Source organism: Kitasatospora purpeofusca, assembly GCF_034043715.1.
Lineage (GTDB): Bacteria > Actinomycetota > Actinomycetes > Streptomycetales > Streptomycetaceae > Kitasatospora > Kitasatospora purpeofusca_A.
The window spans coordinates 40,310-60,683 of sequence record NZ_JAXCLC010000015.1 but is presented as its reverse complement, the minus strand read 5'-3'; the positions used below and the strand labels follow the sequence as shown (position 1 = coordinate 60,683).

The 20,374-nt window shown below is 75.7% G+C and carries 15 protein-coding genes and 1 pseudogene; 8 read left to right on the top strand and 8 right to left on the bottom strand.

The window, feature by feature from the left end; genetic code table 11:
* Positions 1-32 precede the first annotated feature (32 nt).
* Positions 33-1,511: a LuxR C-terminal-related transcriptional regulator gene (locus SM793_RS10835; protein WP_320437885.1), complete on the top strand. Its 1,479-nt coding sequence runs from the start codon at positions 33-35 to the stop codon at positions 1,509-1,511.
* 42 nt (positions 1,512-1,553) lie between these two features.
* Here the strand turns inward: SM793_RS10835 and SM793_RS10830 are convergent, their stop codons facing one another.
* The 4 genes from SM793_RS10830 to SM793_RS10815 all read right to left on the bottom strand — a co-directional run bounded on the left by SM793_RS10830 (position 1,554) and on the right by SM793_RS10815 (position 5,937).
* Complete coding sequence (locus tag SM793_RS10830) at positions 1,554-3,062, bottom strand: glycosyltransferase family 39 protein (RefSeq protein ID WP_320437884.1); 1,509 nt, start codon at positions 3,060-3,062, stop codon at positions 1,554-1,556.
* Positions 3,063-3,199: 137 nt separating this feature from the next.
* Positions 3,200-3,712 carry a cupin domain-containing protein gene (locus tag SM793_RS10825; RefSeq protein WP_413815923.1) on the bottom strand — a complete coding sequence of 171 codons (513 nt, stop codon included), beginning with the start codon at positions 3,710-3,712 and terminating at the stop codon, positions 3,200-3,202.
* A gap of 299 nt (positions 3,713-4,011) precedes the next feature.
* Positions 4,012-5,139 (bottom strand): tyrosine-protein phosphatase, encoded by a 1,128-nt coding sequence (locus tag SM793_RS10820; RefSeq protein ID WP_320437882.1) that lies wholly within the window; start codon positions 5,137-5,139, stop codon positions 4,012-4,014.
* Between the two features lie 120 nt (positions 5,140-5,259).
* Positions 5,260-5,937 (bottom strand): XRE family transcriptional regulator, encoded by a 678-nt coding sequence (locus tag SM793_RS10815; protein WP_320437881.1) that lies wholly within the window; start codon positions 5,935-5,937, stop codon positions 5,260-5,262.
* Positions 5,938-6,062: 125 nt separating this feature from the next.
* Between SM793_RS10815 and SM793_RS10810 the strand changes: the two genes are divergently transcribed.
* From SM793_RS10810 to SM793_RS10780, 7 genes are all read left to right on the top strand, one after another.
* Positions 6,063-7,520 carry an MFS transporter gene (locus tag SM793_RS10810; RefSeq protein ID WP_320437880.1) on the top strand — a complete coding sequence of 486 codons (1,458 nt, stop codon included), beginning with the start codon at positions 6,063-6,065 and terminating at the stop codon, positions 7,518-7,520.
* Between the two features lie 317 nt (positions 7,521-7,837).
* Positions 7,838-8,410 (top strand): N-acetyltransferase, encoded by a 573-nt coding sequence (locus SM793_RS10805; protein ID WP_320437879.1) that lies wholly within the window; start codon positions 7,838-7,840, stop codon positions 8,408-8,410.
* A 556-nt stretch (positions 8,411-8,966) separates the two neighbouring features.
* Positions 8,967-12,173, top strand: coding sequence for a nitrate- and nitrite sensing domain-containing protein (locus SM793_RS10800; RefSeq protein WP_320437878.1), 3,207 nt, complete (start codon positions 8,967-8,969; stop codon positions 12,171-12,173).
* Positions 12,170-12,601: a roadblock/LC7 domain-containing protein gene (locus SM793_RS10795; protein ID WP_320437877.1), complete on the top strand. Its 432-nt coding sequence runs from the start codon at positions 12,170-12,172 to the stop codon at positions 12,599-12,601. Before SM793_RS10800 ends, SM793_RS10795 begins: the two co-directional genes overlap by 4 nt.
* Before the next feature lie 7 nt (positions 12,602-12,608).
* On the top strand, positions 12,609-13,040 hold the full coding sequence (locus SM793_RS10790; protein WP_391383129.1) for a DUF742 domain-containing protein: 432 nt from the start codon (positions 12,609-12,611) through the stop codon (positions 13,038-13,040).
* Between the two features lie 3 nt (positions 13,041-13,043).
* A complete protein-coding gene (locus SM793_RS10785) occupies positions 13,044-13,673 on the top strand; it encodes a GTP-binding protein (RefSeq protein WP_320437876.1) in 630 nt (209 codons plus the stop codon).
* A 45-nt stretch (positions 13,674-13,718) separates the two neighbouring features.
* Positions 13,719-14,852, top strand: a complete 1,134-nt coding sequence (locus SM793_RS10780) for an FAD-dependent monooxygenase (protein WP_320437875.1) — start codon at positions 13,719-13,721, stop codon at positions 14,850-14,852.
* Between the two features lie 116 nt (positions 14,853-14,968).
* On the opposite strand, the gene SM793_RS10775 is transcribed toward SM793_RS10780, so the two are convergent.
* The 4 genes and pseudogenes from SM793_RS10775 to SM793_RS36380 all read right to left on the bottom strand — a co-directional run.
* Positions 14,969-15,742, bottom strand: a complete 774-nt coding sequence (locus SM793_RS10775) for a serine hydrolase (protein ID WP_320437874.1) — start codon at positions 15,740-15,742, stop codon at positions 14,969-14,971.
* 72 nt (positions 15,743-15,814) lie between these two features.
* Positions 15,815-16,720, bottom strand: coding sequence for a leucyl/phenylalanyl-tRNA--protein transferase (locus tag SM793_RS10770; protein WP_320437873.1), 906 nt, complete (start codon positions 16,718-16,720; stop codon positions 15,815-15,817).
* A complete protein-coding gene (locus SM793_RS10765; RefSeq protein WP_320437872.1) occupies positions 16,717-20,064 on the bottom strand; it encodes a thioester reductase domain-containing protein in 3,348 nt (1,115 codons plus the stop codon). Before SM793_RS10765 ends, SM793_RS10770 begins: the two co-directional genes overlap by 4 nt.
* 123 nt (positions 20,065-20,187) lie before the next feature.
* Positions 20,188-20,292: pseudogene (locus tag SM793_RS36380) on the bottom strand (MbtH family NRPS accessory protein); the annotation flags it as partial.
* Between the last annotated feature and the right edge of the window lie 82 nt (positions 20,293-20,374).

Here is a 20,374-nt window from a genome sequence, read left to right as displayed (position 1 = left end):
GGCGCGGACGGGTGCGGACTAGGGTTGGGCGCATGGTCGAGCGCGGTGGTGGGCACGGTGGCGGTCCCGATGGCGATCCTGGTGACGGTCCCGGGGGCGAGTGGTCCTGGGAGGACGCCGAGGGGGTGCTCGCCCTCGCCGCCGAGGTGCTGCGCGAGCCCCGGGTGACGATCCTGCCGAAGCTCTCCGAGGTGCTCGCCGGGCTCGTCCCGCACCTCGCGGTGGCGCAGCTCAGCGGCGTCTGCACCTACTCGCCCGCGAGTGCCGTCGGTCCCGAGGAGCTGTCCGCCCGGATCACCGGCACCGAGCTGGCCCGGCTCGCCCAGGAGGTCACACCCGGCCGCCCCTGGCAGGGCGAGGCCGTGCTCGGCGGGCGCCCGCGCCCGGCGGTCGCGGTGGCTTCGGCCCCGGCCGGGAGCAACGGCGCCGTGCTGGTCCTGGTCCGCGCGACCGCGACCGGACCGGTCGTCCCGACCGGACGCGCCGCCGGCCAGACTTCCGGACGGGTCGGCGGAAGGTCTTCCGGACGGGCACCGGAGCCGCCGGAGCCGCTGCCCGAGCGGTCGCTCGGCCTGCTCCAGCGGCTGTGGGAGCTGGTGACCACCCACTCCCACCACCGCGCCGTCGACGCCGCGCCCGCGCAGGCCGCCGCCTCCCGCGCCTCGGCCGGTGCCCGGGCCCGGGCGATCGCCGAACTCAGCGGCGCCCACGCCTCCGCCCTGTCCGCGATCCTCGGGCCGCTGCGGTCCGCCGGCCTGGACGACGCCACCGCCCGGCGCAACGCCACCGAGCTGGCCGTGACCGCCCTGCTCGACCTGCGCAGCGCCGGCGACCTCGACCGCGAGCTGAGCGAGGAACCGGCCGCCACCGCGTTCGCCCGGCTCGCCGACGTGGTGCGGCCGTTGCTGCGGCACAGCCCGGTCCGGCTGGACCTGCTGGCGCCGACCGAGGGGGACCGCTCGGTGCCCACCGACACCGCGCACACCGCCCGCACCACCGTCCGCTCCACCGTGCTCGCCATGCTGGAGCAGGACGGTCTGACCCGGCTGCACGTGAGTTGGCAGTTCGTGGCGGACGGGCTGCGGGCCGTCGTCCGGGACGACGGGCCGGGTCTGCTGACCGCCGACGCGCTGGCCGTCCACCGCACGGCCGACCGGATCGCCGCGCTGGCGGGCCGGTTGACGGTCGAGGCGGTGCCGGGCTGGGGCACCACGGTGACGGTCGACCTGCCGTTGCACGCCCCGGCCGGGCCGATCGGCGCGGCCCGGCCGCTGGAGGGCCTGCAGCCCAGGGAGTTGGAGGTCCTGGACCAACTCGCCCTGGGCCGCCGCAACCGGGAGATCGCCGGCGCCCTGCACATCAGCGAGTCGACGGTGAAGTTCCATGTGGCCAACATCCTGGCCAAGCTGGAGGTCGGCTCCCGGGGCGAGGCCGCCGCCCTCGCCCACCGCGCCGGCCTGCCGGCGACCCCGGCCGCGTGCGCGCCGGCCACCCTGCACGCCGCCTCCTGAACCGCCCGCATCCTTCGGAGGACCCGTAGCCGGTCGGAACTCTCAGTAGTAGCGGCGCAGTTCGGGCCAGAGCGCGGACCACGGCCGGTGCGGGCCCGGGCAGACGAGGACCGGGGCGTGCTGCTCCTCGTTGCGGACACCGTGGCCGTTGTCGACCCGGGCGACCTGGCGGCAGTCGGCGAAGTACCGCTCCACGCCGGGGAATCCCTCCGGGTGGACGAGCAGGACCGGTCCGTCCAGGCCGTCCGGCGGCGGCCCCCAGTCGGCGAGGCTCATGTGGCCCGAGTACGGCGCCGGGAGGCCGAGCGGCGGGCCGTAGTGGGCGAGGGCGCCCGCCTCGCCGTAGTTGACGGCGAACACCACGGCCCGGTCCCGGAGTTCGGGCGGGACGGTGCGCCAGCCCGCGGCGGCGGCCGCGGCGAGTTCGGGCCAGCCGATCTGCTCTCCCTGCTCGTGGTAGATCCAGCTGACGGCCGGGGTCAGCCGGGCCGGGAGGACGGGAAGGGTGATGACCAGGTTGACGGCCGCGCCCAGGGCCAGCGCGCCCGCGAACGACCGGAGCCGGCGCGGTCCGGCCGCCGTCAGCCGCCGGGCGACCGGTTCGCAGCCCGCCGCCGTCAGCACCAGCAGCGCGGGCAGCGCGTAGTACGGCTTGCCGCCGCTCGCCACCACGAGCAGGCACACCAGCGGGTAGGCGACCGCGAAGGGCTTCGCCCAGGCGAGTTCGGCGTCCCGGCGCAGCCGCCGGAAGCCGGCCAGCCAGACGGGCACCAGCACGGGCGACAGGTAGAGGAACTGCATCGGCACGAACAGCAGCCGGTTCTCCGTGCCGTCCTGGTCGCTGATGCCGCCGGCGACGGTCAGTTCGGGCCAGCCGTGCGCGGCCTGCCACCACAGGTCGGGCAGCGCGACGGCCGCGGCGACGGCCAGGCCCGCCACCGGCCACCACCCGCGCAGCACCCCGCGCGGCCCGACCAGCAGCACGGCGAGGACGAGCGCGGCGGCCAGTAGCAGGACGAGGTCCTTGTTCAGCAGCGCGACTCCGGTGGCCGCGCCGACGGCGAGCCACCAGCGGCCGTCACCGGTGCGCAGCAGGCGCAGGGCGAGCAGGCTGACCAGGAGCCAGGCGCACAGGTCGAAGGTGGCGGTGTTGAGCAGGTGCCCGACCGCGAGCACGAACGCCGAGCAGGCCGCGGCGGCGGCGCCGAGCAGCTGCCCGGCCCGTCCGGCGCCCGACTCCCGCGCCAGCAGGGCCACCAGGACGACGGTGGCGGCGCAGAGCAGGGCCGGCACGACCCGCAGGCCCACCGGCCCGTCACCGGGTCCGCCGCCGAACAGCGCCGTGGACAGCCGCGCGAGGAGCGGGGTCAGTGGCGGCTGGTCGACATATCCCCAGGCGGGGTGCCGCCCGGCGATCAGGAAGTACAACTCGTCGCGGTGGAAGCCGTAGCGGCCCGCCGTCGCGATCTGCAGCGTGGCGACCCCCACCGCGACGGCGGCGACCGGCCCCCGGGCGAACGGCTTCGGCGCGAACAACCCCCGTGTGTTCACGAGGGGAGTGTGGCACTCGCGCGGCGGCGCGGGAAGTCGTCGCGGCCGACTTCCCCCACCGGCCGGGCCGCCGGGGACCGGCCCCGAACCCGGAGCACCGGGACCGGGAGCACCTGGCCGGGAGCACCGGGGCGGGCTCAGGACTCCTTCGGGCGGGTGCGGGCGCGCAGATGGATGCGTTCGCCCTGCTTGCCGAAGAGGCTCAGGACCTCCACGTCCCCCGTGCCGGTGGAGCCGAACCAGTGCGGGTTCTGGCAGTCGAACTCGGCCGCCTCGCCCGGCGCGAGGACGACGTCGTGCTCGCCGAGGAGCAGCCGGAGGCGGCCGGAGAGCACGTAGAGCCACTCGTGGCCGGTGTGGGTGGCGAGGGTCGGGGTGTGGTGGGCGGCCGGGATCAGGATCTTGAACGCGCGGGGCTCGGTGCGGTGGCGGGAGAGCGGCACGAAGGTCCGCCCGTCGGCCCGGCCCGGGTGCTGGTGGACCCTCGGGTCCTGGACCCGCGGCCCGGCGACGATCTCGTCCAGCGGGACGGCGAGCGCGGCGGCGATGGGCAGCAGGAGTTCGAGGCTCGGCTTGCGCTGCTCGGACTCCAGGCGGGAGAGCGTGCTCTTGGAGATGCCGGTGGCCTGGCTCAGGTCGGCCAGGGACATGTCCTTGCGCTCGCGCAGCCGGCGCAGCCGGGGGCCGATCTGGCGCAGGGTGGCGGCGATCGCGGGGGCCGAGGCGGCGGCGCGGGCGGGGTGGGCGGCAGTGGCGGGGCCGGGGGCGGCGTCGGATTCCTGGTCCATACGGACGATCGAACCAGGGCGTCCCGGTTCCGGCAACGCGGCGTCCCCGCCACGGCGCCCGCGACGCGCCCCCGTCCCCCGACCCGTCCTCGCCACGGCGCCCCACCGGGGCGGGCGGCCCGGTGGGGCGCCCACCCCGGCGGGACGCCGGGCGCCCGCCGTCAGCCGACGAGCAGCTGGCTGCGCAGGTCGCGCAGGTCCCGCCGGTCCAGGCCGAGGCCGGACTCGAGGTAGGCGTCGAAGGAGCCGAACTTCCGCTGCACCTCGTCGAACCCGGCCGCCAGGTACTCGGACCGGACGTCCAGCAGCGGCTTGTAGATCGCCTGGTAGGCCGGCGGCAGCTGGGCGAGGGTGGCCGCGATCTCGGCGGCGCGGTAGGTGTTGCTGGCGAGGTAGTCGGCCTCGACGGTCTCGCGCGGCACGCCGAGCGCGGTGAGCAGGGCGGCGGAGGCCCAGCCGGTGCGGTCCTTGCCGGCGGTGCAGTGGAAGAGGACGTTCTCGTCGTTCCGCTCGACCAGGGAGTTGAACACCGAGTGGTAGGCGGTGCGGGCGCTGTCGGCCGAGACCATGGTGCGCTCGGCGTCCACCATGGCCTGGACGGCGGCCTGCGGGCTGGTGACGTTGAACGCGCCGGTGTCGGCGACGCCCAGCACATTGGCGTTCACGACGGTGGCACCGGCCGGGACGCGGTCCGGGGCGGTCTTCTGCTCCCCGGGGGTGCGCAGGTCGAAGACGGTGCGGACGCCGAGGCGGCGGAGCTTGGCGAGGTCCTGGTCGGTCAGCTTGGAGAGGTCGCCGGAGCGGTAGACGACGCCCGTCCGCACCCACCGGCCGTCGGCGGTGCGGTAGCCGCCGGCGTCACGGAAGTTCGGCGCCGAGGCGAGGTGCAGCGAGCGGTCGGCGACGACCAGCGGCGCGCCCCGGTCCGGGACCAGCTCGAAGAACCAGCGGTCGGCGGCGGCCAGGCCGGTGACCGTGACGGTGGCGGAGCCGGCGCCCTTGGCGACGGCCTTGCGGTGGCGGATGCCGTCCGGGTCGGTGCCGGCGTAGACGGTGACGGCGCGGGCGCCGGGGGCGGTCCAGGTGAGGGTGAAGCTGCCGTCGGCCTGCTGGGTGGCGGTGGCCGAGGTGAAGGGGATCGCGTGCCGGGCGACGGCCGGGGCGGCGGCCGAGCCGGCGGCGGAGGCGGAACCGGCGGCCGGGGCGGCGACGGCCAGCGCGGGGGTGCCGAGGACGAGGGCGCCGGTGAGCGCCGCCACCGCGGTCAGCCGGGTGCGGGAGATGGTCATGGTCCGGCACGCTAGGCAGTGCGGAGTGTCGCCCCGTGGCCGCCGGATGGCGTGACGGCAACAACCTGTTGAACGTCCTGGTGGGCACCCGTGCGCGGCGGCGCGAAGGCCCGGCAACGGCTACCCGGGAATGGCGCCGGTGCGGAGCACGGCCTGATCGCCGTGGGGGCCGAAGAGGTGGAGGATCTCGACCGCCTCGGCGCCGGCAGGGCCGAACCAGTGGGGTTCGGCGGTGTCGAACTCGGCTGCCTCGCCCGGGTGGAGGGTGAGGTCGCGGTCGCCGACGAGGAGGCGGAGTTCGCCCGCGAGGACGTAGAGCCACTCGTAGCCGACGTGGCTGACGAGTTTGGGCTCGCGCGGGGCCAGGACCTGTTTGAAGACCTGCACCCGGCCCGGGTACTGGGTGAGCGGGACGAGGACGCTGCCGGGGTCCCGGTGGCGGGGCCGGAGGTGGAGCCGGGGATCGCCGGTCGCGGGGGCGGCGATCAGGTGGTCCAGGGCGACGCGGTGGGCGCGGGCGAGCGGGATGAGCAGGTCGAGGGTGGGGCGGCGGTGCCCGGACTCCAGCCGGGAGAGGGTGCTCACCGAGATCCCGGTGATCGCGGCCAGCGCGTCCAGGGTGAGGCCCCGGCCGAGCCGCAGCGCGCGCAGCCGGGGCCCGATGGCCGCGACGATCCCCTGGACGTCGTCGGTCGCGACGGGCGTGGTGTCCGCCACAGCCGGGCACTCGGACCCGGCGGGGCCGGGGGGAGCAGCGGAAGCGGCGGCGTCGGGGGAAGCAGCGGGGTCGGCGTCCATGGGGCCGATTCTGCCCCGTCCGCCGCTTTGCGGTTTCCGCAAGGACGCTGGGCCGCCGCCCGTCACCGGTCCGAGCATGGCGGTCGGCAGGACGACCCGTACTCCGACCGGAAGGCGCCCCACCCATGACCACCTCCCCCGCGGCCCCCGCCGCCGCCACCGCCACCACGGCGGCCCCCGCCCCTCCCCCGCTGAGCGCGCGCCGACGGTGGACCGTGCTCGCGGTCTGCGCGCTGAGCCTGTTCCTGGTCGGCCTGGACACGACGATCGTCAACGTCGGCCTGCCCGCGATCGGGCACGGGCTGGGCGTCGGCACCCGCGACCTGGAATGGATCGTGGACGCCTACACCGTGGTGCTGGCCAGCCTGCTGATCTCGGCCGGGGCCCTCGCGGACCGGTTCGGCCGCCGCCGGGTCTTCCAGTGCGGACTGGTCGTCTTCGGCCTCGCCTCGCTGGTGTGCGCGCTCGCGCCCTCCGCCGGCGCGCTCGTCGCGGCGCGCGCCCTCCAGGGGGTGGGCGCGTCGATGCTCAGCCCGGTGGCGCTGGCGATCGTGGTGAACGCGATGCCCGACCCCCGGGAGCGGGCCCGGGCGATCGGCGTCTGGGCGTCGGTGTTCGGGTTGAGCATGGCGGCCGGGCCGGTCACCGGCGGCGCGCTGGTCTCGGCCCTCGGCTGGCGCTCGGTGTTCTGGGTGAACGTGCCGGTGGTGCTGGCCGCCGTGCTGCTGAGCGTCCGCTTCCTGCCGGAGTCCCGCGCACCCCGGGCCCGCCGGCCGGACCTGCCCGGCCAGCTCCTGCTCACCGTCGCGGTGTCCGCGACCGTCGCCGTGCTGATCGAGGGGCCCCGGATCGGGTGGGGTTCGCCCTGGGCGCTCGCCGGGTACGCGGCGGCCTTGGCGGCGACCGCCGGGTTCGTGCGCGCCGAACGCGGCCGGGCCGAACCGCTGATGGACCTCGGGCTGTTCCGGCGGCCGGCGTTCAGTACGGCCGTGCTGGGCGCGGTGGCGGTGTTCGTCGCGCTGACGGTGACCCTGCTGCTCACCACCTTCCAGCTCCAGCACGCCCGGGGGTGGACGCCGCTGGCCGCCGGGCTGGCCTCGCTGCCGATGGCGCTGGGCGCCACCGTGTGCGCGCCGCTGTCCGGCGTCCTGGTGGGCCGGGGCGGGCCGCGCCGGCCGCTGCTGCTCGCGGCCTGGTTCACCACGGCCGGCGGGGCGCTGCTGCTGGTCCGGGCGTTCCTGGTCGAGGACGTCCCGCACGGCGCGGGCGGCCTGTCCGGCGCGGCGGACCTGCCCGGCCTGCTGCTCGCCCTCCTGCTGCTCGGGGTCGGCTTCGGCTTCGCGAACGCGCCGATCACCAACACGGCCGTGGGGGGACTCCCGGCGGACCGCGCGGGGGTGGCCGGGGCGATCACCTCCACGGCCCGCCAGCTCGGCTCGGCGGTGGGCATCGCGATCGCCGGCGGTCTGGTCGCGGGTGCGGCCCCGGGCGGCCTGGCCGCCGCCTCCCGGGCCGGCTGGGTGGTGGTCACGGTCTGCGGCCTGTTCCTGCTCCTGGTCGCCCGCGCCGCCCGCCGCCGCTGAGCCCGGCCGGGGCGGAGCGGCGGCGGGGGCGGCGGGGGCGGAGCGGCGGGGCCGCGCCGTTCGGGCGGTTCCCGGCCGTCCGGGGCCGCCCGAAAACCTCTCGCGCCCCGTCCGGGGCCCGTGTTACCGTCGATCGCCGAGCCCGGCCTAACGGCCGTTCGAGCTCGCGCGAGGTCCGCTACGGAGACAGGGAAGGTGAATTGTGGTCGCGGTGACAGCCGCTGCGCACGTGCTGCGCGGCACCCGGACTGTTCTCACCTCCCGGGTCCCGGTCTGACGCCCTTCGCTCTCCGGGGCCCCTTCTCCAAGGGACTCCCATGTCTTCTTCCCCGTCTTCTTCCCTGCCCTCTTCCTCCTGGCTCACCCGGGTCGAGCAGCCCCGCGACCTCCCGGCGGTCCACGAGCTGACGGTCGCCGCCTTCGGGCGGCCCTACGAGGCCGAACTCGTCGAGGCCCTGCGCGCCGACGAGGCGTGGATCGACGGTCTCTCGATCGTCGTCACCGAGGCCGGTGCCACAGAGTCCGGTGAGTCCGTCGTCACCGGCTCCCCCGTCGGCCATGTGCTGCTCACCCGCGCCTTCATCGGCGACGCCCCGGCGCTCGCGATGGCTCCGGTCTCCGTGCACCCCGACCACCAGCGGTCCGGCGCCGGCTCCGCCCTCGTGCGGGCCGGACTCGACGCCGCCCGCGCCCGGGGCGAGCGGTTCGTGATCCTGCTCGGACACCCGTCGTACTACCCGAGGTTCGGTTTCGGCCGGGCCTCCGAGCACGGCATCGCGCTCACCGTCGACGCGCCGGACGAGGCGTGGATGGCCCTGAGCCTGGACCCGGCCCGTCACCCGCTGCCGTCCGGGACGGCCCGCTGGGCCGACGCGTTCGGCATCGCGTAACACCCGGCCCGGCGGACCCGGGGGCGACCCTGGTCCGCCGGGCCGTCTCCTCGCGGCGCCGGGCGCGGCGGCCGGGACGGAGCGTGGCTGCGGATCCGGCCACGGACCCGGCGGCCGTGAACCCGCGCCGGGGGTGTTCCCGTTCCTCCGACGGGAGCCCCCCGACCGGCGAGCCGGGGGCGGCGGACACCGTCCGACCAGCCCCGGAAGGGTGTCGGAGCACCGGCGGGAGGCCCTGTGCGAGCGTGAACCGCGTGCTACCGCAGTGTTAAGGACTTGTGTGTGCGTCGTCCGAAGATCGAACGGGCTTTCACTCCTAACACACCGTATGACTAGTATCGCTTCGTCATAAAGCCCGTGCCCCGGACGGTCCGACCCTCGCAGGCCGACCGCCAGCCCCAAGGAGTCAGCTCTGCGCGCGCGTGCGAATCGGCGGCCCCCGACGCCGAAGGCCCCCCGCAGGCGTCGACCGCGCCTGTCGCTGCGGACGGCACTGCTCGTCCTGGCCCTCGTCCCCAGCATCGCCCTGGCCGCCCTCTGGGCGGTCACCAGCGGCGTGACCTTCTTCGACTTCCAGCGTCTGGCCGCCCAGGGCATGCTGGCGCAGAAGGCAGGCCAGCCGTCCAACATCGTCTACTACAACCTCCAGGAGGAGCGCCGGCTCAGCGCCGAAGCGCTCTCCCGGCCCGGCACCGTCACCGACCAGCTGAAGCGCCAGCGCCGGCTGACCGACGAGGCCGTGGAGAAGTTCCAGGCCCTGTCCGGCGAGACCGCCGACAGCGCGCCCACCGAGGTGCGCACGGCCGTCGCCGAGGCCCGGCGCGCGATGGACAAGCTGGGCGACCAGCGGGCCCTCGTCGACAAGGGCACCGCCGACCAGCAGGGCGTCTACGCCTACTACACCGACCTGATCGCGGTCGACCTGCGGCTGTTCACCGCGCTCAGCCATGTCGACACCGGTGAGGTCACCTGGATCTCCAAGACCCTGGTCAACTCGTTCTGGGCCAAGGAGATGCTGGCCCGCGAGGACGCGATCCTGGCCCGGGGCTGGCCGTCCGGCAAGCTCAGCGCCTCCGACTACCAGCTCGTGCAGCAGGCGATCGGCGCCCAGGACCACCTGTTCACCGTCCAGGTCGTGCCCTATGTGCCGACCGACGAGCGGGCCGCCTGGTCCGAGCTGATGAGCGGACCGGCGTGGCAGGCCAAGGCCGCCGTCGAACAGGCGCTCACCCGCCCGGCCGTCGCCGACGCCACCGGCACCGTCCGGCTGCCGCAGCTCCAGGACCAGTGGCGGCAGGCCGTCGACCAGGTCAACCCGCAACTGGTGAAGGTCTTCGAGACCCGTACCGAGGGCGTGGTCGAGGTCGGCAAGGGCTCGATCCTCTCGCTGCTCACCCGGGTCGCGCTGACCTCGGTGATCGGTCTGCTCGCGGTGGTCGTCGTGGTCCTCGCCAGCTGGCGGCTGACCCGCTCGCTGCGCCGCCGGATCAACGAGCTGCATACCCAGGCGCAGGACATGGAGCACACCCTGCCCGAGCTGGTCGAGCGGCTGGCGCGCGGCGAGCAGGTGGACGCCGAGGCGGAGAGCCGGGCGATCACCGCCGGGGCGCACGCCCGCGGCGGCGACGAGCTGGCGCAGCTCGGCCAGGCCATGAACCTCGCCCGCGCCTCGGCGCTGGGGGCCGCCGTCCGGCAGGCCGAACAGCACCGGGGCTTCGAGCGGCTGCTCCAGCGGATCGCCCGCCGCACCCAGCTGCTGATCGGTCAGCAGCTGCGCAAGCTGGACGCCCTGGAGCGGCGGCACGAGGACCCGGAGGTGCTGGAGGGCCTGTTCGACCTCGACCACCTGACCGCCCGCCTGCGCCGCTACGAGGAGAACCTCGTCATCATGGCCGGCGGCCAGCCGCAGCGGAAGTGGCGCAAGCCGGTGCCGCTGCTGGACGTGCTGCGCGCCGCGCAGGGCGAGGTCCAGGAGTACCGCCGCGTCGTGCTGGACGTCGAGGGCTACCCCTGGCTCTCCGAGCGGGCGGTCGGACCGATCGCGCACGTGGTCGCCGAGCTGATGGAGAACGCGGCGAGCTTCTCCAAGCCGCCGACCCCGGTCGACGTCCGGGCGGCCGTGGTCGGCCGCGGGCTCGCGATCGAGATCGAGGACCGGGGCCTGGGCATGGACCCGGAGCAGTACGACCGGGCCAACGCCCTGATGGCCGCCGCGCTCGCGGACGAGCCGCCCCGTACGGACATGCTGGCGCGCGGTGACGACATCCGCCTCGGCTTCCACGTGGTGGCCCGGCTGGCCTCGGCGATCGGCCTGCAGATCGAGTTCCGGCCGTCGGCGTTCGGCGGGACCAGGGTGGTCGTGCTCGTCCCCGGCGACCTGATCCTCGACGGCGACTCCGGGCTGCCGGACAACGCGGCGGTCACGCCGATCCCGCTCGCCCGGCGGCAGCGTCCGGCGGACCGGGACCGGGCGCCCGTGCCGCTCGCCTCGGTGACCGAGATGCCCGCCCCGGCGGCCTCGGCCACGACGGAGACGGCGCGGACGGCGGACACCACGACCTCGTCGGCGGTGGTCGCGGTGGACGAGGAGGAGGAGCGGGCGGCCCACTCGGACGCCGCTCCGCACCCCGGCCAGGCCGTCGGCGACTGGTTCTCCCCCGGCAGCGCCCCCGTCCTCACCCCGGGCGCGGCCTCCGGCGCCCCGGTACCGGCCCAGGCGTTCGGGTACGTCGAGTACGTGCCCCCGTCGGACGACGAGCTTCTCGGCGCCCCGGTCCGGGCCGATTTCGGGAATCACGACGGCTTCGAAGATCCCGACGCGTTCCCCGCGTTCCCCGCGTTCCCCGAGCCCGGCGCCCTCGGCGCGCGGGAGATCTTCGGCGGACCCGACTCCTTCGGCGAGCGCGACGCTTTCGGCGAGCGCGACGGCACCCTCCCCGGCATCGAGGCGGACGGCTCTGCGGACCCGTCGGCCGAGCACGGCCAGCCGGTCCAGCACGGTTCGCCGGCCGAGTACGGTTCGCCGGCCGAGTACGGTTCGCCGGCCCCCGCCGGGGGCGGCTACGGCTACGACGGGCGGCCCTACGACACTTCCCCCCGCTCCACCGGGGACGCCCCTCCCGCCTACCCGGACATCGCCTACGCGACGGTGATGCCCGCCGAGGCGCCGTACGCCGACGAGCAGTACCGGCCCGCCGACCACTACCGGCTGGCGGAGCGGCGGCAGCACGGCGGGCAGCCGGCGATCCCGCTCCCCGGGTCCGCCACCGCACCGGCCGACGCCCCGAGCGGCCCGAGCACCCCCGGCGCCCCGGGCGGCGGTGCCCAGCCGCCGCTGCCCCAGCGGGTGCGCCAGGCCAGCCTGGCCGCCGAGCTGCGCATCCCGCCGCCGCCGCGCACCCCGTACACCGGGGGCGGAACGGGCACCGGCTCCGGCTTCGGCCCCGGTTTCGGCCCCGGTTTCGGCCCCGGCTCCGGAAACGCGACCGGATCCGGCACCGGCGAGGGCCCGTTCCAGCGCCCGCCGCGCCGCTCCGGCGCCACGGTCGGCGCCTTCCAGCGCCAGTCCCGGGCCGCCCGCGGCCTCGGCAACGCGGAGGACCGGTCCCCCGCCGTCGGCCTGCCGCCGGAGCGCGGCGCCCTCCCCCCGTCCGGCCCGGCCTCCCCCACGGCCCCCGGAACCCCGACTCCCGCGCCGGGTCCCTCCCCCTGGGCCCTACCGGCCGCGGACCCCCGAACCACGAGGACGGAAGAGCAGTCATGAACCGCACCATCGCCACCCACCAGGACCTCGACTGGCTGCTGGACGGACTCGTCGACACGGTCCCCGGGACGAGAAGCGCCGTGCTGCTCTCCGACGACGGTCTGGTGGTCAGCCACTCCCGCACCATCGAGCGGTCCGACGCCGAGCGGCTGGCCGCCGTGGCCACCGGTCAGCAGAGCCTCGCCCGGGGCATCGGCCAGCTGTTCGACGGCGGCCCGGTCCACCAGGTGATCGTCGAGCTGGCCGAGGTCTGGCTGTTCGTCATCGCCGCCGCGCAGGGCACCCACCTGGCCGTGGTCGCCGACCAGGAGGTGGACGCCGAGGTGATGTCGGTGGCGATGCACCAGCTCGTCCAGCAGGTCGGCCAGAAGCTCACCACGCCGGTCCGCAGCGAGTTCGACGCCTTCGCCGCCAGGAACCGGGCGTGATTCCCCGGTGAGGCCGCACTGGAGCGAGCTGCCCGAAGAGGACGAGGACGACGACTACGGCGCGGGCACGATGGTGCGCCCCTACACCATCACCCGCGGCCGGACGGCGCCGGAGCGCGACGACCTGACCCTGATCACGCTGATGACCACGGTGGAGGAGCTCGCGGACCAGGCGCTCGCCACCCGGTCGTCCGGTCCGCGCGGGCTCCAGCCCGAGCACCGGCTGATCCTGGAACGGTGCCGCCGGCCGGCCGCGGTGGCCGAGGTGGCCGCCGGACTCAACCTGCCGGTGTCGGTCACCAAGATCCTCCTGGGCGACCTGATCGCCCAGGGAATGCTGTTGGCCCGGGCTCCGATCTCGGTGGCCCGGGCCGCCGGGGACGGCGGTCTGGACCTCGGGCTGCTGACGGCCGTACGTGAAGGACTCCGGAGGCTCTGAACCATGGCACCATCCGCACCCCGCCCCTCCTCCTCGCCCTCCTCCCCCGCCGTTCCCGCCCCCCTCCCCGTCCCCGTCCCCGCAGCCGTCAAGATCCTCATCGCCGGCGGCTTCGGGGTCGGCAAGACCACCCTGGTCGGCGCGGTGAGCGAGGTCGCGCCGCTGCGCACCGAGGAGTACCTGACCCGCGCCAGCGAGGGCGTCGACGACCTGGCCGGGGTGGACAACAAGGAGACCACCACGGTCGCCCTGGACTTCGGGCGGATCACCGTCAACCCGGAGCTGGTGGTCTACCTGTTCGGCACGCCCGGACAGGAGCGCTTCTGGTTCATGTGGAACGACCTGGTGAACGGCGCGCTCGGCGGCGTCGTGATCGCCGACACCCGCCGGCTGGACACCAGCTTCGCCTCGATCGACTTCTTCGAGAGCCGGGGCATCCCGTTCGTGGTGGCGATCAACTGCTTCCACGGCCACAACACCCGTACAGCGGAGGAGATCCGGGCCGCCCTCGACCTCGACCCGCAGGTCCCGATGCTGATCGGCGACGTACGGGTGCGGACGTTCGGGCGGGACCTGCTGCTCGCGCTGGTCGACCACCTCATGGAGCTGTCGGCCGGCGCGCCGGTCCGCTGAAACGTTTCCCCCCTCCTCCCACCACAACCTTGGAGCAACCCCGTCATGACCCCACCCCTGCGCGTCCTCGTCCACGGCGGCGGCATAGGCGGCCTGACCGCGGCCACCGCCCTCGCCCGCCGCGGCCACCGGGTCGACGTCGTCGAGCTGCGCGACGCCCTGGAGGCCCTGGGCGTCGGCATCATCCAGCCGTCCAACGCGCTGCACGTGATGCGCGAGCTCGGTGTGCTGGAGCAGTGCCTGGCAGCCGGGTTCGAGTGGGAGGTGCTCACCATCTGCGACCCGACCGGCGGCATCCTCGCGAAGATCCCGCAGCCGCGGATGGACGGGGCACCGTCCAACAACGGCATCCCCCGCCCCGCGCTGGCCCAGGTGCTGGGCGAGGCCGCCACCGCCGCCGGGGCGACCCTGCGGTTCGGCACCACCGTCACCGAACTCGCCGACGAGGGCGAGGAGGTGGCGGTCACCCTGAGCGACGGCAGCAGCGACCGTTACGACCTGGTGGTCGGCTTCGACGGCATCGGCTCGCCGCTGCGCAAGCGCCTGTACGGCGAGAAGTACGCGCCCGAGTACACCGGCTTCGCCAACTGGCGTGTCACCCTGCCGCGTTCGCCCGAGGTGCAGGGCGTCGTGATGTCCACCGGCAACCTGGCGGCCAAGGCGCTGCTCACCCCGATCAGCGCGGACCTCATGTACCTGGGCTCGGTGTTCGCCGAGGCGGAGGACTTCCGGCCGGACCCGGAGCACGCCCACGAGCAGCTGCGCGAGCGCCTGGCCGGCTTCGGCGGGCCGATCGCCGAGGCGCTGGCGCAGGTGACCGACCCGGCCGCGGTGGTGTACTCGCGGATCTCGCAGGTCACCGTCGAGGAGCCGTGGCACGTCGGCCGGGTGGTCCTGGCGGGCGACGCGGCGCACGCCTCCACCCCGCACCTGGCCCAGGGCGCGGCGATGGCCGTGGAGGACGCGCTCGTCCTCGCGCAGAGCCTGGACGCGGCGGAGACGGTGCCCGCCGCGCTCGCCGCCTGGGAGGAGCGCCGCCGGCCGCGCGCGATGTGGGTGCAGGCGCTGTCCCGGGCGATCCTCAAGCAGGAGACCGGCACGCCGACCACGCCGGAGGAGGACGGGCTGCTCAAGGTCGGCATCCCCGGCGCGGCGCACTTCCTGGTGAAGCCGTACTGACGGAACGGCGGTTGCGGGTCGGCGGTCGACGCCTTTCGGCCGTCGGCCGCCGGCCGCCGGCCGCCGGCCCGTTCGCCGTCGGTCCGTTCACTGTCGGGCCGTCAGCGGGCGGCCCGTCAGCCGGTCGCCGCCGGGCCGGTGATCGTGTGCCGCCGGGCCCAGACCGCCGCCGAGACCCGGGCGACCAGCCGGGCCGCCGGATCGTCCTCGGCGCCGTCCGCGCCGGTGGCCAGCGGGCCGGTGTAGCAGACGGCCAGCAGGTAGGGCGGGCAGTCCCCGGGCCGCACCAGCCCCACGCAGTGCCGCGCGCCGGGGACCCAGCCGTTCTTGAACGCGACCGCGGTCCCCGGCGGCAGCCCGGCCGCGAGGTCGACCCGGAACGCGTTGCGCTCCAGCAGCGCGAGCAACTCCGGTTCCCCGGCCAGGGACTGGAGCAGCCGGACGAGGTCGCGGGCCGTCACCCGGTTGTGCAGGCCCGCCTCCCGCGCCGGATGGTCCTCGATCCCGCGCGGACTGCCGCTGCGGGTGGCGCCCGCGCGCCGCCAGACCTCCGCGACGGCCTCGTGACCGGCCCGGGCGAGGCAGAGGTTGGTGGCCAGGTTGGACGAGTGGGTGATCATCCGCTCGGCGAGCAGGCCCAGGGGCGCGGTGCCGCCGAGGAGGCCCCACGGGACGGGATCGCTGTCCTGGTCCGGATCGTTGGCGAACCGCCCGCCCGCCCGCGACGCGAAGGAGTTCACCACCGGCACGGCCTCGTCGGGATCGGCCCCGGCGCGGTGCAGGGCGGCCAGGACGGCGATCTTCATCGTGCTCGCGGCGTAGTGCGGCTCGTCCCCACCGCGCTCGAACACCGGCTCCCCGCCCCAGGGGGCGACCACTACCGACAGCATGCCCGCCACCGTGCCCACCACCGCCCGCCCCGAAACCGGCCGCCCACGGCCGGGCCACCGTGCACCGGCGGGTCAGCCGGGACCGGCGCCCGCGGCGGGGCGGTGCCCGTGCCCGGGCCCGTGACCGTGGCCGTGTCCGTGACCGTGACCGTGACCGTGCCGGTGACCGGGCGGCCACGCCGGGCGGGGCTTCGCGGGGGCCAGCCGGACGGCCGGGAGCCGGGCGGTGTCCAGTGCCGCCCCCGGCCCGGTCCCGGCGGCGAGCGCGGCGAGGTAGTCGGCCCGGGGCTGCGGGGCGGCGCCGAGGGAGCGCACGTGCGGGGAGTCCCACTGGGCGTCGAGCAGCCGACCGCCCGCGGCGGCGAAGCGGGCGGCGAGGTCCGCGACCGCGACCCGGGCGGCGTCCGGGCGGCGGTGGAACATCGAGTCCAGGCTGAGCACCGGACCGGCAGCGATCCCGAACACCCCTCCGACCAGCTCCCCCTCCTCCCAGACCTCGACGCTGTGGGCCGCGCCCAGCCGGTGCAGGGCGGCGAGCGCCTCCTGCAACTCACCGGTGAGCCACGGGGGTTCGCGGCCCTCGGCACAGGCCGCGAGCACCCGGTCGAAGGCGGCGTCGGCGGTGGTCGACCAGTCCAACCGGTTGCGCAGCAGGCGGGAGAGCTTGCGGCCGAGGCGCACGCCGTCCGGGGCGAGGACGGGGCGGGGGTCGGGCGACCACCAGGCGAGGGCGTACGGGTCCGCGTCCCCGGGCCCTGGCAGCAGGGCGATCCCGCCGGCCTCCACCGCCTCCTCGTAGCGGGCCTCGTTGAAGGCGCTCGCGTAGTCGTCGGCGGCCGGGAGCGGGAACAGCCCGTGCCGGTAGGCGGCGAGCAGGGTGGCGGGCGCGAGGTCGCCGCCGAACGCCGCCGGTCCGTCGGCGGGGGCGCGGGCGACGTCCACCGCCGCGAAGAACTCCTCGGGGGTGGTGGCGGTCATCGCACCGCCCCGAGCGGCGAGGTGCCGAGCGGCGGGGAGAGGAAGCCCTCGGCCGCCAGCCGGTCGAGGTAGAAGTCCAGCAGGCCGCCGTCGACGGCGGGCAGCACCACGCCGCTGCCGGCCAGGGCGTGTTCGGTGTTGGACCGGTCGAAGCGCGGGAAGGTGGGGCGGAAGTACATCTCGCTGATGGACAGTCCGGTGCCCGGCACGCGGTCGACGAACAGCGGCACGAACGGCGTCATCGGGTGGGTGGGGTGCCCGGCGGCGAACCGGACCAGGCCCTGCACCCACTGCTCGTACGGCACTTCGTCGACGGGGTGGCCCCGGGCGCGCAGCCGTTCGGCGAGTTCGGGGAGGTCCGCCGGGCCGGGCGAGGTCAGGTGGTAGACCTCGCCGGCGGCGGGCGCGTGGGTGACGATGTGGCAGACCGCGCGGCTGAACCGGTCGGCCGGGACGAAGTCGAGCGGCAGCCGGACCGCCGGGCAGGTCCCGCTCTCGGCCATGTACTTGATCAGCGCGCACATCTCGGTGCCGGTGTTCATCACACCGGTGCGGAGGTCGCCGGTGACGTCGTTGGTGCGCAGCACGGTGACCGGCAGCCCGGCCTCGGCGGCGTGGTGCAGGAGCTGTTCGGCGACCCATTTGCTCTCGACGTAGCCGACGGCGAGCCGGTCGGCGTGGGCGAGCGGGGTCCGTTCGGTGACCTCGCCGATGCCCGCCGCGCCGAAGCCCGCCACCACGGCGAGGGTGGACAGGTAGTGGACGGGGATGCCGCGCGAGTGCCCGGCGAGTCGGACGATCTCGCGGGTGCCGTCGACGTTGGCGCCGCGCAGCTGGTGGTAGGGGTAGATGAAGTTGACCTGGCCGCCGAGGTGGTGGATGGCGTCCAGGGTGTTGGCGAGGTGTTCGAAGCGCTGCTGGGTGAGGCCGAGCAGGGGTTCGGCGAGGTCGCCGACGAGCGGGACGACGCGGCGGTCGGCGAGGTCCTGGAGGAGGAAGCGCTGCTGGGCGGCGCGGAGGCGTTCCAGGGCGTGTTCCTCGTCGGGGGCCCGGACCAGGCAGTGGATGCGGGCGTCAGTGGTGTGCAGCAGGGCGTCGAGCAGGTGGGCGCCGCAGAAGCCGGTGGCGCCGGTGAGCAGGATCTCGGTGGGTTCGGCGCGGGACGGCGCGGGGCTCCAGGACTGCCGGACGGGCGTGTCCAGGCGGGCTTCGGCGGCCCAGTCGACGGCGGGTTCGCCGCTGCCGTCGCGGTCGCCGTCACCGTCACTGTCGCCGTCACCGTGGCGGTCGCCGTCGCTGCCCGCGGGGTCCTGGGCCCGGGCGGTACCGGCGGCCCGGGCCGGTCCGCCGGTGCGGGCGGCGAGGGTGTCGGCGGCGAAGGCCCGCAGGGTGGCGTCGCGCAGCAGCGAGCGGGTGAGGAAGCGGATCCGGGTGACGTCGATGCCGAACATGATCCGCGCGCGGGCGAGCATCTCCATGGCGAGCAGGGAGTTGCCGCCGAGGTCGAAGAAGTCGTCCTCCGGTCCGACCTCCTCGACGCCGAGCAGTTCGGACCACAGCTGGGCGACGCCCGCCTCGACGGCGGAGCCGGTGCCCCCGGCCGGGGCCGAGCCGTTGGGAGCCGAGTCGTTCGGGGCCGAGCCGTTCGGGGAGGCGTCTCCGACCCCGGCCCCGACCCCGACCCCGCGCGCGGCTCCGGCCCGGCGGGCGCCGGTCGGGTCGCCGCCCCCGGCCGCCTCCTGGCCGTCCCGCCGCTGCAGCTGCGGCCGGGCGTCGGGCAGCCGGCGGCGGTCGATCTTCCCGGCCGCCGTGAGCGGCATGCTGTCGAGGAGCACGAAGTCCGCCGGGACCATGAAGTCCGGCAGCCGTTCGACCAGGTAGGCGCGGATCCGTCCGCGCCGGGCGTCGGCGCCGGACGCGGCGCGTTCGCTGAGCGTGTAGTAGGCGATGAGGACGCGGCTGCCGTCGGCGCTGCCCTCGGCGGCGACCCGGGCCTGCCGGACGTCGGGGTGGGCGGCGAGCACGGATTCGACCTCGGCGGGGTCGACCCGGTGGCCGCGGACCTTCAGCTGGTCGTCGAAGCGGCCGAGGATCTCCAGGTTGCCGTCCGCCCGCCAGCGCCCGGCGTCGCCGGTGCGGTACATGCGCTCTCCGGGCGAGGGCGCGTACGGGTCCGGCAGGAACGTCTCGGCGGTCAGCCCGGGTGCCCGCCAGTAGCCGCGGGCCAGGCCGGGGCCGCCCAGGTGGATCTCGCCCTTCTCCCCGGGCGGCACGGGGCTGAGCCGGGCGTCCAGCAGGTGCACCCGCACCCCGGGCAGCGGCCGCCCGATCGGGACCGGCGCGGCGGACGGATGGGCAGGACGGCCGGGATGGGCGTGATGGGCGCAATGATCGGGATGATCTGGATGGCCGGGACCGGCGTGCTGCGCCCCGGGCTCCAGCACCTCCGGTGTGAGTTCGCAGAGCGTGGAGGTCACGGCGGCCTCGGTCACTCCGTAGGCGTTGACCAGCCGGACCCCTGGCAGCCGCGCCAGGCAGGCCCGGCAGTCGTCGGCGTGCACGGTGTCGCCGCCCACGATGATCAGCCGCAGCCCCTCCGGCGCGGGCCCGCCCGGCGGGAACAGGCCGAGCAGGTGGTGCCAGTACGCGGGCGTGAGGTCGGCCACGGTCAGCCGCAGCTCGCGCATCCGGTGGGCCAGCTCGGTGGGGGCCCAGGTGCGGGCGCCGCCGAGCACCAGGGTGGCCCCCGCGGCCAGGGTCGCGAAGACCTGTTCCAGCGAGGTGTCGAAGCCGAGTGCGGCCAGTTGGAGGACCCGGTCGCGCGGAGTGAGCCCGTAGGCGTGGATCACCCGGTCCAGGGTGAAGACCAGCGAGCGGTGGGTGACCGGTACGCCCTTGGGGGTGCCGGTGGTCCCCGAGGTGTAGATCAGGTAGGCGAGGTCGTCCGGGCCGGCCGGATCCTCGCCCGGGTCGACGTCCCCGCCCCCGTCCCCGTCCGGCGCCACCGTCCGCACGCCCGGGAAGGGCCGCCCGTCCGCCGAGACCACCAGCTCCGCCCCGCAGTCCTCGACCAGCCGGGCCAGCCGCCGCCGCGGGTGCGCCGGGTCCAGCGGCAGGAAGGCGCCGCCCGCCTTGAGCACCCCGAGCAGGGCGGTCACCAGGTCCGCGCCGCGCTCCAGGCAGACCGGGACGATCCGCTCCGGGCCGACGCCCAGGCCGCGCAACACGCCCGCCAGCCGGTCACTGCGGGTGTCCAGGTCACGGTAGGTGAGCGTCTCCTCGTCGGTGACCACCGCGACGGCGTCCGGGGCCTGCGCCGCCCGGGCCCGGACCAGCCCGTGCACGGTGTCCGCGGGGCCCGACCGACCTGCGCCACCTGCGCCACCTGCACTACGACCGACGGCACCCCCGGGACCGCCCGGGCCCGCGCCGAGTTCCGGCGCACGCCACTCACTCTCGACGAACCGACGGCACTCCTCACGCCCGGCGGGCCCGAAGACCGTCCGCCAACCGCTCGGAACCGTGAAGTCCCCGGGCCAGATCGTATACTGACCGTCCTCGTTGACCAGCACGGCGTGACGACCGGAGCCCACTCCGGCACGTGCTCCCCGTGCGCTGTCCGCTGCTTCATCCACCGGCTTGACCTCGTGCTGT